General features: G+C 71.2%; 13 protein-coding genes. 10 read left to right on the top strand and 3 right to left on the bottom strand.

All coding sequences use genetic code 11. The features are described 5' to 3' along the window. The first annotated feature begins 29 nt into the window (after positions 1 to 29). Positions 30 to 1,043: a UDP-glucose 4-epimerase GalE gene (gene galE / locus BSL84_RS11295; RefSeq protein ID WP_030027137.1), complete on the top strand. Its 1,014-nt coding sequence runs from the start codon at positions 30 to 32 to the stop codon at positions 1,041 to 1,043. Between the two features lie 118 nt (positions 1,044 to 1,161). Here galE and BSL84_RS11290 read toward each other — a convergent pair whose 3' ends face one another. Together BSL84_RS11290 and BSL84_RS11285 are read right to left on the bottom strand one after the other, a co-directional pair. Then, complete coding sequence (locus BSL84_RS11290) at positions 1,162 to 2,310, bottom strand: glycosyltransferase (protein ID WP_030027138.1); 1,149 nt, start codon at positions 2,308 to 2,310, stop codon at positions 1,162 to 1,164. Next, positions 2,307 to 5,186, bottom strand: a complete 2,880-nt coding sequence (locus tag BSL84_RS11285) for a bifunctional glycosyltransferase/CDP-glycerol:glycerophosphate glycerophosphotransferase (protein WP_075970270.1) — start codon at positions 5,184 to 5,186, stop codon at positions 2,307 to 2,309. The genes BSL84_RS11290 and BSL84_RS11285 overlap by 4 nt, the downstream gene beginning before the upstream one ends. A gap of 178 nt (positions 5,187 to 5,364) precedes the next feature. Here BSL84_RS11285 and BSL84_RS11280 point away from each other — a divergent pair, with 178 nt between their 5' ends. The 7 genes from BSL84_RS11280 to BSL84_RS11250 all read left to right on the top strand — a co-directional run bounded on the left by BSL84_RS11280 (position 5,365) and on the right by BSL84_RS11250 (position 11,985). Next, a complete protein-coding gene (locus BSL84_RS11280; RefSeq protein ID WP_037661045.1) occupies positions 5,365 to 6,369 on the top strand; it encodes a glycosyltransferase family 2 protein in 1,005 nt (334 codons plus the stop codon). Beyond that, positions 6,366 to 6,803: a GtrA family protein gene (locus BSL84_RS11275; RefSeq protein WP_037661048.1), complete on the top strand. Its 438-nt coding sequence runs from the start codon at positions 6,366 to 6,368 to the stop codon at positions 6,801 to 6,803. Before BSL84_RS11280 ends, BSL84_RS11275 begins: the two co-directional genes overlap by 4 nt. A gap of 77 nt (positions 6,804 to 6,880) precedes the next feature. Further along, positions 6,881 to 8,008 (top strand): glutamate 5-kinase, encoded by a 1,128-nt coding sequence (gene proB, locus BSL84_RS11270; protein ID WP_030027142.1) that lies wholly within the window; start codon positions 6,881 to 6,883, stop codon positions 8,006 to 8,008. A 105-nt stretch (positions 8,009 to 8,113) separates the two neighbouring features. Continuing rightward, on the top strand, positions 8,114 to 8,509 hold the full coding sequence (locus BSL84_RS11265) for a hypothetical protein (RefSeq protein WP_234308419.1): 396 nt from the start codon (positions 8,114 to 8,116) through the stop codon (positions 8,507 to 8,509). Positions 8,510 to 8,852: 343 nt separating this feature from the next. After that, positions 8,853 to 10,136 (top strand): glutamate-5-semialdehyde dehydrogenase, encoded by a 1,284-nt coding sequence (locus BSL84_RS11260; RefSeq protein WP_075970269.1) that lies wholly within the window; start codon positions 8,853 to 8,855, stop codon positions 10,134 to 10,136. 77 nt (positions 10,137 to 10,213) lie between these two features. Further along, on the top strand, positions 10,214 to 10,780 hold the full coding sequence (locus BSL84_RS11255; protein WP_075970268.1) for a hypothetical protein: 567 nt from the start codon (positions 10,214 to 10,216) through the stop codon (positions 10,778 to 10,780). 68 nt (positions 10,781 to 10,848) lie between these two features. Next, positions 10,849 to 11,985, top strand: coding sequence for a hypothetical protein (locus tag BSL84_RS11250; protein WP_075970267.1), 1,137 nt, complete (start codon positions 10,849 to 10,851; stop codon positions 11,983 to 11,985). On the opposite strand, the gene BSL84_RS11245 is transcribed toward BSL84_RS11250, so the two are convergent. Then, on the bottom strand, positions 11,969 to 13,057 hold the full coding sequence (locus tag BSL84_RS11245; RefSeq protein WP_045320782.1) for a M48 family metallopeptidase: 1,089 nt from the start codon (positions 13,055 to 13,057) through the stop codon (positions 11,969 to 11,971). The genes BSL84_RS11250 and BSL84_RS11245 overlap by 17 nt on opposite strands. A gap of 139 nt (positions 13,058 to 13,196) precedes the next feature. Here BSL84_RS11245 and BSL84_RS36480 point away from each other — a divergent pair, with 139 nt between their 5' ends. After that, positions 13,197 to 13,364, top strand: a complete 168-nt coding sequence (locus BSL84_RS36480) for a hypothetical protein (protein WP_037661433.1) — start codon at positions 13,197 to 13,199, stop codon at positions 13,362 to 13,364. A gap of 126 nt (positions 13,365 to 13,490) precedes the next feature. Beyond that, entirely contained in the window at positions 13,491 to 14,108 is a 618-nt protein-coding gene (gene nadD, locus BSL84_RS11240; RefSeq protein WP_030027743.1) for a nicotinate-nucleotide adenylyltransferase, read from the top strand. The last annotated feature ends 11 nt before the right edge of the window (positions 14,109 to 14,119 follow it).

Genomic DNA, 14,119 nt, shown 5'->3' with positions numbered 1-14,119 from the left:
CGAAGTCGGACAGGACCAAGGAGATACACATGACGTTTCTGATCACCGGTGGCGCCGGTTACATCGGCGCGCACGTCGTCCGCGCGATGGTGCTCGCGGGGGAGAAGGTCGTGGTCCTCGACGACCTCTCCACGGGCAACGAGGACCGCGTCCCGGAGGGCGTCCCGCTGGTGGTCGGCTCGGTCCTGGACCGGCTGGTGCTGGAGAAGACCCTCCGCGAGCACAAGATCACGGGCGTGGTGCACCTGGCGGGCAAGAAGCAGGTCGGCGAGTCCGTCGAGAAGCCGCTGTACTACTACCACGAGAACGTGCAGGGCCTCACGGTGCTGCTGCAGGCCGTGGCCGACGCGGGCGTGCGCAACTTCCTCTTCTCCTCCTCCGCCTCCGTCTACGGCATGCCCGACGTGGACCTGGTCACGGAGGACACCCCGTGCGCGCCGCTGAGCCCGTACGGCGAGACCAAGCTGGCCGGTGAGTGGCTGGTCCGCGCCGCGGGCAAGGCGCACGGCATCTCCACCGCCTGCCTGCGCTACTTCAACGTGGCTGGCGCGGCGACCCCGGAGCTCGCCGACACCGGCGTCTTCAACCTGGTGCCGATGGTCTTCGAGCGGTACGACGCCGGCCAGGGCGCCAAGATCTTCGGTGACGACTACCCGACGCCGGACGGCACCTGCATCCGCGACTACATCCACGTCGAGGACCTGGCGGAGGCCCACGTGGCGGCCGCACGCAAGCTGGCCGAGTGGGCCGCGGCCGAGGACTACAAGGACCTCACCGTCAACATCGGGCGCGGCGAGGGCGTTTCGGTCGCCGAGATGGTCGAGCTGCTGAACAAGGGCACCGGGCACGACTACGCCCCGGTCGTCAGCCCGCGCCGGCCCGGCGACCCGGCGAAGGTCGTCGCCTCCGCCGACAGGATCAACACCGTGCTGGGCTGGAAGGCCCGCCACGACGTCAGCGAGATGGTCACCTCCGCCTGGGCGGGCTGGGAGGCCAACAAGGTGGCCCGCAAGGACTCCCACCGCGACGTCCACAAGGCCTGACGGCCGCCTCCGGCCATACGGCGAAGCCACACGGTGAAGCCGCCACACGGTGAAGCCGCCCGCCCCGGACGCTCCGGGGCGGGCGGCTTCACCGTGTCACGTCACGTGCGCCGGTCCGTCAGCGCTCCAGGAAGGCGAACAGCTCCTCCCACCGGTCGGTGATCTCGGCGCTGGAGTAGCGCTTCACCGAACGGAAGGCGTGGTCGCCGAGCCGGTCGCGCAGCTCGCCGTCGGACATCAGCGCGTGCAGGTGTCCGGCGAGCTCCATCGTGTTGCCCAGCCGGGCCAGCAGCCCGTCCTCGCCGTGCTCGACGATCTCCCGCACGCCCGGCGCGCAGTCGAAGGCCGCCACCGGCACGCCCGCGGCCATCGCCTCCAGCAGGGTGATCGGGAAGCCCTCGGCGCGCGACGCCTGTGCGAAGACCGAGGCCCCGCGCAGCGCGCCCAGCACGTCGTCGGTGCTGCCCATCCACTCCACGGAGTCGTCGATGCCCAGGCTGGTGCAGTGCGCCCGCAGCGCCTCCTCCTCCAGGCCCGCCCCGTAGATCCGCAGGACCCAGTCCGGGTGCAGCGGCGCCGCGTCCGCCCACGCGTCGAGCAGCAGGTCGACGCCCTTCTCGAACGCGAGACGGCCGACGCTGGCCACGACCTTCGAGGTGCGCGGTGCGGGGGTGTCGGGCATGAAGGGAATCGGGTTCGGCATGCTGGCGACGTTCTCCATGCCCGACCGGATCCAGAGGTCGGCGTCCTCGGCGGTCAGCACCAGCAGCCGGTCGACCTCCCGGTAGTGCCGGCGCACCCGGTCGCCGCGCGTCGACTTCTGGCTGGCCTCGAACGACTCGTGGCTCATGCCGACGACGGACAGCCCCTTGGTGTCGGCGAGCGCGACCCACTCCATCGCCCAGACCTGGGTGACGATGACGACCCCGCCCGGCCGTGCCCCGCGCAGCAGCTCGCTCAGCCGGTCCGCCTTGGCCTGCATCATCGACCGCCGGGCCGCCTGGCGGCGCCGCTCGGGCGCGTTCAGCCTGCCCTTGATGCCGCGCAGCCGGCGCGCCGCCGGCGGGTGGGTCTCGTAGAGCGTGGTCGTCTCGTACGGGAGGTCCTGCGGCAGCTTCTGCCGGATCTCCTCGGCGACGGGGGCGATGCCCACGATGTGCACCCGGTGGCCGCGCTCGGAGAACAGCCGGGCCATCTGGTGCGACCAGGTGGTCACGCCGCCGATCTCGTCGACGCTGTTGGAGACGATGAAGATGTCCCGGCTCACTTGCCGCTCCCGGTGAAGAACTTCTCGACGATCTGGCGGGCCGCGTCCCCGCGGTCGTACTCGCCGAACTCGGTGAGGAAGCGCTGCCGCGCCTCCGCGTACTTGGTGTCCGCCTCCTCGAACACCGCCAGCGCCTGCAGGAGCTCGTCCGCGGTGGCCACCACCGGGCCCGGGGCCTTCTCCTTCAGGTCGAAGTACGTGCCGCGGATGTCGGTGGCGTACTTGTCGTAGTCGTACGCGAAGAACACCATCGGCCGGTCCAGGACGGCGTAGTCGAACATCACCGACGAGTAGTCGGTGATCAGCCCGTCGGCGAGGGCCAGCAGCGGGGTGATGTCGTGGTGCCGTGACACGTCGACGACCCGCCCGGCCACCGACGGCGGCAGCGAGACGCTGTTGAGGTAGTGGGTGCGCACCAGCAGCGTGAAGCGGTCGCCGAGCCGGTCGGCGAACTCCTCCACGTCGAAGGGGAAGGTGAAGCCCTCCACCGCGCCGTCCGCACCCGCCCGGAAGGTCGGCGCGTACAGCAGCACCTTCTTGTCCGGGTCGATGCCGAGCTCCGAGGCGAGGGCGCCGCGGACCCGCTCGCCGCTGTCCGCCTCGGCCCGGTGCGCCTCGACGAGGGCGTCGTTGCGCGGGTAGCCCGTGCGCAGCAGCACCTCGTCCCGCAGTCGGAAGCCCTTGGCGAGGGTGCGGGCGTCGTGCTCCGAGCGGATCAGGAAGTGGTCGAAGCGGTCGACGGCCGCCTGGAAGCGGTCCTGGGCGGCCCGCCCCTGCGCCTTGGTGCGCGGCTCGTGGAAGCCCATCCGCTTGAGCGCGGAGCCGTGCCAGGTCTGGATGTAGGTGGTGCCGGGGCGCTTGGCCAGGGCCAGGGGGAAGCCCTGGTTGTCGACCCAGTACTCGGCCTGGGCGAGGGCGCGCAGGTACTGCCAGCTCCACCGCTTGACCAGGGTGGCCTCCTTGGGGAAGCCGGTGGGCCTCGCCCCCGCGTAGGACCAGACCGCCTCGAACGGCACGCCCTGGCGGACCATCTCCTCGTAGATGGCCTTGGGGCTGTCGCTGTACTGCTTGCCCATGTGGCTCTCGAAGACGACCGTGCCCTTCTTGACCGGCAGCTTCGAGAAGACCTCGTGGTAGATCTTCACCTTCTGCTCGCCGGAGCCCATGTTCCGGCGGGCCCGTAGGGCCTTGCGCAGACCCCGCTTGACCACGCCGGCCGCCTTGCCCTGTATGGCGTTGTTGATCAGCGACTGGGTGCGGACGGCGGCGGCGCCCTCCGCGGTCAGGACGTAGGAGAGGTTGCCCTTCTTGGTCATCTCCGCCGTGAAGCGGTCGGAGACCAGGCGGGTCAGCCGCGGCCGGACGCGCAGCCGGGCCGCCGAGTCCAGGTCGAGGCCGCCGACCGAGACGCGGGTGATGATCCGATCGCGTCCGGCGGTCAGCTTCAGGCGGACGTCCCAGACGGCGTCGATGATGCCGAGGGGGCGCACGGTGCCGCCGATGTCCGCGGTGGTGCGCCACTCGATCGTGTCACCGGCGTGGCGCACGGTTGCCACCGGGAAGCTGAAGGAGCGCACGCCGACCTGCCGGCGGGCCCGGAGCTCCAGCGTGGCCTTCAGCTCGGCGTCGGCGTCGATGCGGCCCAGCGGGTTCACGACGGTGCCGGACAGCGTGACGGTGCCGCGGCCGTCGTCCTCGTAGGAGGTGAGGCGGTTGCCCAGGGTGAGGGACGGCAGGGGGGTGGTGTGGAAGCCCTGCTCGGTGACGTCCAGTATCCGGCGGGCCTCGGCGGCGTCGGGGCCGTCGATGTGCTGCGCGCACCAGTAGACGCGGCCGTCGCGCTCGGCGAGCGGGGAGGTCAGCCGACCCTTGTTGATCATGGCGTCGGCGGCCGGGAGCAGGTTGTCCCAGTCCTCCTTGCCCAGCAGGTACGCGCAGATCGCCTGGAGGTGGGTGACGTGCTCGTACGCCTCCGGATCGATGCCGGCGAGGTAGCCGTTGGCCAGGCCCGCGAACTCCTGGCGGTACTCGTCGCTCAGCAGCGGCAGGTCGCGCAGGTGCAGGACCAGGTCGTGCTTGAGGAACTTGGCGTCCTTGGCGGACTTGATGTCCGTGTGGCCCTTGGCCGCCAGCAGCTCGTCGACGCGCCGGTGGATCTCCATCCGGTGGACGAAGTTCGCGATCTCGTGGCGCCGGTTGCTGATCGACTTGGCCGCGGCCTTCTCGACCACGTTCCAGAAGTACACGTGGTTGGGGATCAGCGTGATGCGCCGGGCCGCCACGTACGCCTGCGCCGAGAACAGCAGGTCCTCGTAGTGGATGCCGACCGGGAATTCGAGGCCCTGCTCCAGCAGGAACTCGCGCCGGTAGCACTTGTTCGTGGAGAGGGTGTCGTAGACCAGCAGGTCCGGGAACTCGGTGATCGACTCCAGCGTGCGCGTGCGCGAGTAGATCCAGGGGTACCACTCGGTGGTCTTGCCCCACCGGTTGTCGAGGTGCACGCGTACGCACATGCCCGAGACCAGGTCGGAGCCGGTCCGCTCGGCGGCGGCCAGCATGTTCCGGCAGGCGTTGCGCTCCAGCACGTCGTCGCTGTCGAGGAACATCACGTACGTTCCCGTGGCCTGCTGGATGCCGTGGTTGCGCGGCGCGCCGCAGCCGCCGCTGTTCTGCGGCAGCTGGAAGGCGCGCACCCTCCCGGGGTGCTGTGCCTCAAGTTCCTGGGCGACCGCGAAGGAGCGGTCCTGGCTGCAGTCGTCGACGATCACGACCTCGACACCCTGGAGTGTCTGGTCGAGAACCGACTGGACTGCTGTCGACAGACGCTCTGCGTCGTTGTAGACGATGACGACCACCGAGACGTCGGGCACGTGCACCTCGATCCCTTCGTTTCGTTCCGCTCATTCCGCTTATCCCGTCAAAGCTACCGTGTGCCGCCCTCGGCTCAGGCAGGGCGACTCTCGGCGGTCACTCGCCGTGCATACTTCTAAGGAAGAGGTGAGAGGCGGGTCCGGTCGCCGACAATCACCCGTTCGGATCCAGCAGGAAGTGTTCATGACCAAGCTGTCCGTAGTTGTCCCTTGCTACAACGAAGAAGCCGTCATCGACCGCTTCGACGAAGAGATCCGCAGGGTCCTGGACGCCCTGCCCGTCGAGTACGAGGTCTGCTACGTCGACGACGGCAGCCGCGACGGCACCCTCGGCAAGCTCCGGAAGATCGCCGCGGAACACGGCGAACAGACCCGCTACGTCTCCTTCAGCCGCAACTTCGGCAAGGAGGCCGGCATGCTCGCCGGCCTGCGCGAAGCCACCGGCGACGCCGTCGTGATCATGGACGCCGACCTCCAGCACCCGCCGGAACTCATCGCCACCATGCTGGAGCACTACCGGCAGGGCCACGACCAGATCATCGCCCGCCGCACGCGCGAGGGCGACAAGAAGATGCGCTCCGCACTCAGCCGCCTCTACTACCGGGGCGTCAACCGCTGGGTCGACGTGGAACTGACCGACGGCGTCGGCGACTTCCGGATGCTGTCGCGCCCGGCCGTGGACGCCCTGCTGTCCCTGCCGGAGTACAACCGCTTCTCCAAGGGCCTGTTCTCCTGGATCGGCTTCGACACCGTCCACTTCGACTACCGCAACGCGCAGCGCGAGGCCGGCGAGACCAAGTGGAAGTTCGGCGCCCTGCTGAACTACGGCATGGACGGCCTGATCTCCTTCAACAACAGGCCGCTGCGGATCGGAATCTGGTTCGGCGTGTCGCTGGTCGCCCTGACCGGCCTGTACGCGCTGTGGATCACGGTCATGGCGATCACCAACGGTGTGGACTCCCCGGGCTACGTCACCCTTGTGGCCATCATCACGGGCCTGGGCGGCGTACAGCTGATCATGCTGGGCCTCGTCGGCGAGTACATCGGCCGCATCTACTACGAGACCAAGCGCCGGCCGCACTTCCTGGTGAAGGAGTCGCACGGCTCCCAACCCCTGCCGAGGACCGCGCCGGCCACCCCGGCCACCCCGGCGACCGAACCGACGATCGCGGAGCGCAGCACCCGATGAGCCGCAGGGAACAACTCGGCCAGGTATTCCGCTTCGCCCTGGTGGGCGGGGTCAACACCGGTACCTTCTTCGGCATCTACCTCCTCCTCCACCCCTGGATGCCGTACTTCGCCGCCTACTCGCTCGCCTTCGTGCTCGCCATGGTCGGCTCGTTCTTCATGAACACCTACTTCACCTACCGGACCCGGCCGACCTGGAAGAAGTTCCTCCTCTTCCCGCTGACGAACGTGACCAACTACGTCATCCAGTCCGCCGGCCTCTACGCCCTGGTGGCCTGGGCCGGCATGGACACCCGGATCGCCCCGCTCGTCGCGGCGGTCGTGGCCATCCCCTTCACCTTCCTCCTCTCCCGCAAGATCCTCGTCCCCGGCGCCGACCGGGCCGCCGGGCCGCAGGAGCACGAAGGGCAGGCCAGGACCTCGTCCACGGTCTGAAACCCCTGAGCGGCCTCCGTCGGCCACCCCGTAGATTGAGGTGGCAGGCATTGAAGGCAAGGGGCAAGGGGAACAACGTGTCAGCGGCTAGGCAAGGTGTCGTGGACGCCCGCAGGATCGTGGTCAAGGTCGGCTCCTCCTCCCTGACCACCGCGGCCGGCGGACTCGACGCCGACCGGGTGGACGCGCTCGTCGACGTCCTGGCCAAGGCCCGCAGCGGCGGCGAGAAGGAGATCGTCCTCGTCTCCAGCGGAGCCATCGCCGCCGGTCTGTCCCCGCTGGGCCTGCGCCGCCGCCCCAAGGACCTCGCCCGCCAGCAGGCCGCGGCCAGCGTCGGACAGGGCCTCCTCGTCGCCCGCTACACCGCCTCCTTCGCGCGGTACGGCCTGCGCGTCGGCCAGGTGCTGCTCACCACCGACGACACCAGCCGCCGCGCCCACTACCGCAACGCGTACCGGACCCTGGACCAGCTGCTGGCCATGGGCGCGCTCCCGGTCGTCAACGAGAACGACACCGTCGCCACAGACGAGATCCGCTTCGGCGACAACGACCGGCTCGCCGCCCTCGTCGCCCACCTGGTCCGCGCGGACCTCCTCGTCCTCCTCTCCGACGTCGACGGCCTCTACGACGGCGACCCGTCCCTGCCCGGCACCACCCGCATCGACGAGGTCCGCGGGCCCGGCGACATCGCGCACGTCTCCATCGGCAGCGCCGGCAAGGCGGGCGTGGGCACCGGCGGCATGGTCACCAAGGTCGAGGCGGCGCGGATCGCGGCGGCCGCCGGCGTCCCCGTGGTGCTCACCTCCGCGAGCCAGGCCGCCGACGCCCTGGCGGGACGGGCGACCGGAACGCTCTTCCACGCCACCGGGCGGCGCAGCGCCGACCGGCTGCTCTGGCTCCAGCACGCCTCCACCCCGCAGGGCCACCTCGTGCTGGACGACGGCGCCGTCCGCGCGGTCACCGAGCGGGGCAGCTCGCTGCTGCCCGCCGGGATCGCGGCGGTCGAGGGCGACTTCGTCGCGGGCGACCCGGTGGAGCTGCGAGCGGCGGACGGCCGTGCCGTCGCCCGGGGCCTGGTCAACTTCGACGCCAAGGAGCTCCCGCAGCTCCTCGGCCGCTCCACTCGCGAGCTCGCGCGGGAACTCGGACCCGCGTACGAGCGGGAGGTCGTCCACCGGGACGATCTGGTCCTGCTCCAGGGCTGAGGTTCGGCAAAACCGCAGCGCGGCCGCCCGGGGACTGGTCAACTGTGAGAGGGCCCGGCAGGCGGACACGCGTAGCGAGACAGGAGGCGGCTGGTGAGACGAGCGCTGACCAGCGTCGGTACGGGGGACGGTGACGGCGGAGGGTACGAGCAGGGCGAGGCCTCGCGTCTGTGGCACGTGACCCTCAGCGTCTCCGGCAAGCCGGCCCCGCTGTCCGAGGTCAGGCGGGGGCTGGAGCAACTGGCGCACGACCACCCGTTCCTGCTGACCAGCCGGTACGCCGACGATCACGCGGAGATCCGGTACTGGGAGGAGGCCCGCGACCTCCACGACGCGGCAGCCGTAGCGCTGCGCCTGTGGGGCGAGCACCGCTCCTCGGCGCAGCTGCCGCCCTGGGAGATCGTCGGCCTGGAGGTCATCGACCGCGCCACCTACCACCTGCGCGTGGCCGAGGGCTACGGCCCACCCCCGGCCCACCCGGTAGGCGTCCACCCATACTGACGCGCTTGTAGGCCCCCGCGATCCAGCCCCGCCGGCGTCTGAGGCGCGGGGCCGGGACGCACGGGCCTGCCCTTCCAGCCCCGCCGGCGTCTGAGGCGCGGGGCCGGGACGCGCGGGCCCCTGCCCTTCCAGCCCCGCCGGCGTCTGAGGCGCGGGGCCGGGACGCGCGGGCCCCTGCTCTCCAGCCCCGCCGGCGTTTGAGGCGCGGGGTCCGGGGCGGAGCCCCGGGAAACGGAGAAAGGGCGGGGCGGGGAGCAGGCTCCGCGCAGCGGCCACCCCCGACCCGTCTCGCGGGATGGAAGCCCCACCGGGGCCGCACCCCCGGCGCACTACCCTGGTCGGCATGACCTCGCTCGACGACGCCACCGCCACCTCCCCCGTCCTCGCGACCGCGCAAGCCGCCCGGACCGCCGCCGCGGCCATCGCCCCACTCCCGCGGTCCGCCAAGGACACGGCCCTGCTGGCGATCGCGGACGCGCTGGAGGCCCGTACCACCGAGATCGTCACCGCCAACGCCGTGGACACGGACAAGGCCCGCGCCGCCGGCACCAGCGAGACCGTCATCGACCGCCTCACCCTGACCCCGGAGCGGGTCGCCGCCATCGCCTCCGACGTCCGAGACGTCGCCGCCCTCCCCGACCCCGTCGGCGAGGTCGTCCGCGGCAACACCCTCCCCAACGGCATCGACATCCGCCAGATCCGCGTCCCCCTCGGCGTCGTCGGCATCATCTACGAGGCCCGTCCCAACGTCACCGTCGACGCCGCCGCCCTCTGCCTCAAGTCCGGCAACGCCGTCCTCCTGCGCGGCAGCTCCTCCGCCTACGCCTCCAACACCGCCCTCGTCGCCATCCTCCGCGACGCCGTCGTGAGCGCCGGCCTGCCCGCCGACGCGATCCAGCTCGTCCCCGGCGAGTCCCGCGACTCCGTCCGCGAGCTGATGCGCGCCCGCGGCCTCGTCGACGTGCTCATCCCGCGCGGCGGTGCCTCCCTCATCAAGACCGTGGTCGAGGAGTCCACCGTCCCGGTCATCGAGACCGGTACCGGCAACTGCCACGTCTACGTCGACGCCCAGGCCGACCTCGACATGGCCGTGGACATCCTCCTCAACTCCAAGGCCCAGCGGCCCTCCGTCTGCAACGCCGCCGAGACCCTCCTCGTCCACCGCGACATCGCCGCCGCCTTCCTGCCGCGCGCCCTCGACGCGCTCGCCGACGCCGGCGTCACCGTCCACGGCGACCAGGCCGTAATCGCCGCCGCCGAAGGCACCAAGGCCACCGCGCTGCCCGCCACGGACGAGGACTGGGCCGCGGAGTACCTCTCCTACGACATCGCCGCCGCCGTCGTGGACTCCCTCGACGACGCCGTCACCCACATCCGCCGCTGGACCTCCGGCCACACCGAGGCGATCGTCACCACCTCGCAGGCCGCCGCACGCCGCTTCACCCAGCTGGTCGACTCCACCACCGTCGCCGTGAATGCATCCACCCGGTTCACCGACGGTGGCCAGTTCGGCTTCGGCGCCGAGATCGGCATCTCCACGCAGAAGCTGCACGCCCGGGGCCCGATGGGGCTTCCCGAGCTCACCTCCACCAAGTACATCGTCACCGGCGACGGTCACGTTCGGTAGTCGAATCACCCCCAGGGCGTGGCCGGAATTCGGCGGACACCCTGCCCAACGGCTCCCCCCAGGTCTACTCTGTTCCCGTGCCGGACGACGTGGGGGGCAAGCCGTTCCCGGACGACGGGGAGCCCGACGACGACCGCGGAGGCGCGGAAGAGTACTTCGCCTCCGTGGTGTTCGACGAGGACTTCGTCCGGAACGCCGAGATCCATGAACCGAGCGCCGCCGAGCGCCAGCGGGCGGCCGACCGGGCGCGCGCGGAGGCGGAAGCCGCCCGAGCCGTCGCCGGCGGCTGGACGGGCGACGACGACCACGACGGCTACGGCTACGGCCACCCCGACGAGTACGACGCCGACGAGTACGGCTGGGACCGCGGCGGCGGCCACGAGCGGGCCCACAGCCACCCCGACGGCCCTTACGGCGTCTACGGCGGCAGCCTGCGCCCCTACCGCGGCCGCGCCCCCTGGCTGCGCCCCGTCGCCTGGGTGCTCGCCTTCGTGATGGGCCTCGGCATGGTCGCGCTCGCCTTCAGCGCCGTCTACCGCAGTGCCTCGGGCGCAAAGGACCCCGCTCCCGCGCCCGCCAGCACGCCCAGGGGTGAAGTCACCGGCGTCGGCGCGTTTACGTACCCCTCAGTACGCCAACCCTGAAGGTACGACCCCACTCGCGTTCGCCGGAGCTGGGGGCTTCTCTGAAGCGGGGACAGCGGGGAGAAGCGATGGCCGTGCCAGGAGACCCACCCGACGGCACCCCCGACGGCACCGGCGGGGGCGACGACGAATTCCGGTCGGACGAGTACCGATCGGTGGTGTTCGACGAGGACTTCGTCCGTGCTGCCCGGCTCCAGGAGTACTCCGCACAAGAACGCATGGGCGAGCACGCCCGGGCCGTCCGCAGCCGGTCCGTCTGGTCGAGTTCCGCACCCCGGACCAGCACCCCCGGCCGCGGCGCACGGCAGGGCATGCTGCTCGTACTGCTCATCGCCACGGCCTTCGCCGTCGCCGTCTACATGGGGCTGCGCAACCCCTACGTCCCCCCGCCCGGCGGGCCCGCCGGGCCGCTCACCAGCACCGTGGTCCCCCTCGCGCCGACCACCGCCGTACCCGGCGGGACGCCGCCCGAGCTGCTCGCCAAGAGCCCCGCCGCCGACTACAGGGTCGGGGCGGCCGGGATCAGCCTGCCCGCCGTGCGCCGCACCCAGCACTTCACCGACGTCCAGGTCGTCACCGCCCTGTCCATCGCCAAGGACTACCTGGTGCAGTCCTCGCTGGACCCCGACGTGCTCGCCGGGTCCGCCACCCGGCCCGTGCGCGTCCTGCTCGACCCCGACCAGCTGGAGCAGTTCGACCGCAGCATGACCTCGCCCTCCGGCGACGGCCGGCACGCGGCCACCGGCTGGCTGGTCCGCTTCGACCCGGCCACCGCGGCCATGGCCGACCCCCGGGTCCGTGTGAGCGGCAGCCTCGCCTACGAGGAGGTGGCCCAGGACGTGCTGGAGGTCACCACCGATCACACCTTCGTGTACGCCGTACGGGCGGCCGCCGGAGCCCCGGCCGCCGCCGACGGCGCGTCGCTCTTCACCGTCCGCCGCGAGCTGCGGCTGCGCTTCGACCGCGACGACCTGGGCGCCCGGCGGCTGGAGCTGGCCTCGGCCTATGTGATGGCCGGGCCGCACGACTGCTCCGCCGACCCGGCCGGGGGCTTCCGCCCGCTCCTGGCCGGGGCCGGCCCCACCACGGTCGGACCGGCCGCGAGCGACCCGTACGCCAGCGGCCACCCCAGGCGCACGGCGGGGCTGTGCGGCGTACTGGCCCCCTCCGCGACACCCGGCGCCCCGGTCAGCCCTGCCCCGTAGCCCCGCCCTTGCCCTCGGCGCCCGTGTCCGCGCCGGAGCCCGATCCGGCTCCGGCTCCGGTGAACCGGTCGCGCAGCCTGCCGCCCATGTCCGCCGCGCCGCCCGCGATGTCACCCACCAGCTTGAACAGCGGGTCCTTGCTGGTGCGCACCGAATCGGCGTAGTGCGCGGCCGACTCCCGGAAGGAGTCCGTGACCGAGGTGTCCTTGTCCTCCTCGCGGCGCGGGTAGTGGCCGTCCATGATCCGCTGGAAGTCGCGGCTCTCCGACCACTTCTTCAGCTCGGCCGCCCGGACCGTGGTGAAGGGGTGCGTGCGCGGCAGCATGTTGAGGATCTTCAGCACGGAATCCCGCAGGTCGCCGCCCTTCTCGTACTCGTCGGCCTGCTCCAGGAAGGCATCCACGTTCATCTCGTGCAGGTGGTTGCCGCCCGCCAGCTTCATCAGCCCGCGCATCGAGGCCGTCACGTCCTGCCCCACCAGCAGCCCCGCCCGGTCGGCCGACAGCTCCGACTTGCGGAACCACTCCCGCAGCGCGGTCACCAGCGTCATGACCGCCACGTTGCCCAGCGGGATCCACGCCACCTTCAGTGCCAGAGTCGTCAGGAACAGCAGGATCGTGCGGTAGACGGAGTGCCCCGACAGCGCGTGGCCCACCTCGTGGCCGACGACCGCCCGCATCTCCTCCTCGTCCAGCAGCTCGACGAGGCTCGTGGTCACCACGATGATCGGCTCGTCCAGCCCGATGCACATGGCGTTCGGCCGCGGGTCCTGCTGCACGTACATCTGCGGGACCTTCTCCAGGTCCAGGATGTAACAGGCGTCACGGAGCATCGCGTGCAGGTGCGGGAACTGCGTCTCGCCCACCCGCACCGAGTCCGACAGGAACAGCAGGCGCAGGCTGCGCTCCGGGAGCAGCCCGCTCAGGGCCTTGAAGACCGTGTCGAAGCCGGTCAGCTTCCGCAGCGCCACCAGTGCCGACCGGTCCGCCGGATGCTCGTACGCACGCGAGGAGATACCGGGGAACCTCCTGCGGTCCCGCGCCGGCGTCTTCTCGAATCCCGTCTGCGTCATTGCGCCCTCCCCTGATCCACCTGCTCGACGATGCGTCTATCCTCTCCAACGCCTGAGTCGGCGCGAGCGTGCCCCGGGCGCCCGCATACGATGTGAGCGAAGTCTCCGCCCGCTCCCCGACTCGATAGGTACCTGCCTGATGAGCCTCTCCTCCACCGCCCACAACCTGGTCGTCCTCGCCTCGGAGGGGGCCGAGCAGCACGGCGGCAACCACGACAGCCTCAACCCGTACGTGACCGGCGGCGCCGCCTTCATCATCCTGATGCTGATGCTGTGGGTCACCACGCGCCTGAACCGCGACCGCTAGTGCGGTCGAAGCACTGGAAGTGCTTCGAAAGCCCCGTCCGGCCCGCACCGCTCTCCGGCGGACGACGCCACTTCGCAACACGGCCCCCAGCCGGACCGGTCCGCCGGGCCAGTAGGCTCTGCGCTCATGGGAGAGCAGGAGACGCCTACCGGTCCGGCCAAACGCCGGCTCGGCGTGATGGGCGGGACATTCGACCCGATCCACCACGGACACCTGGTGGCCGCCAGCGAGGTGGCCGCCCTTTTCCACCTCGACGAGGTGGTGTTCGTGCCGACCGGTGAGCCGTGGCAGAAGTCCCAGCGGGCGGTCTCGCCCGCCGAGGACCGCTACCTGATGACGGTCATCGCCACGGCGTCGAACCCGCAGTTCTCGGTGAGCCGCATCGACATCGACCGCGGCGGGCCGACCTACACGATCGACACCCTGCGGGACCTGAAGGCGCTGAACGACGACGCCGACCTGTTCTTCATCACGGGTGCCGACGCGCTCGCGCAGATCCTGACCTGGCGCAACGCCGACGAGCTGTTCTCGCTCTCCCACTTCATCGGAGTCACCCGGCCGGGCCACGTGCTCACCGACGACGGGCTGCCCGAGGGCGGCGTCTCCCTGGTCGAGGTCCCCGCGCTGGCGATCTCGTCCACGGACTGCCGCACGCGGGTCGCCCAGGGCGACCCCGTCTGGTATCTGGTGCCGGACGGTGTGGTGCGCTACATCGACAAGCGTGAGCTGTACCGGGGAGCCTGAGCTTCCGGAGA

It is taken from the genome of Streptomyces sp. TN58, from assembly GCF_001941845.1.
Taxonomy (GTDB): Bacteria; Actinomycetota; Actinomycetes; order Streptomycetales; family Streptomycetaceae; genus Streptomyces.
The sequence above is the reverse complement of the archived record's forward strand: the minus strand, read 5'-3'. Positions and strand labels throughout refer to the sequence as shown.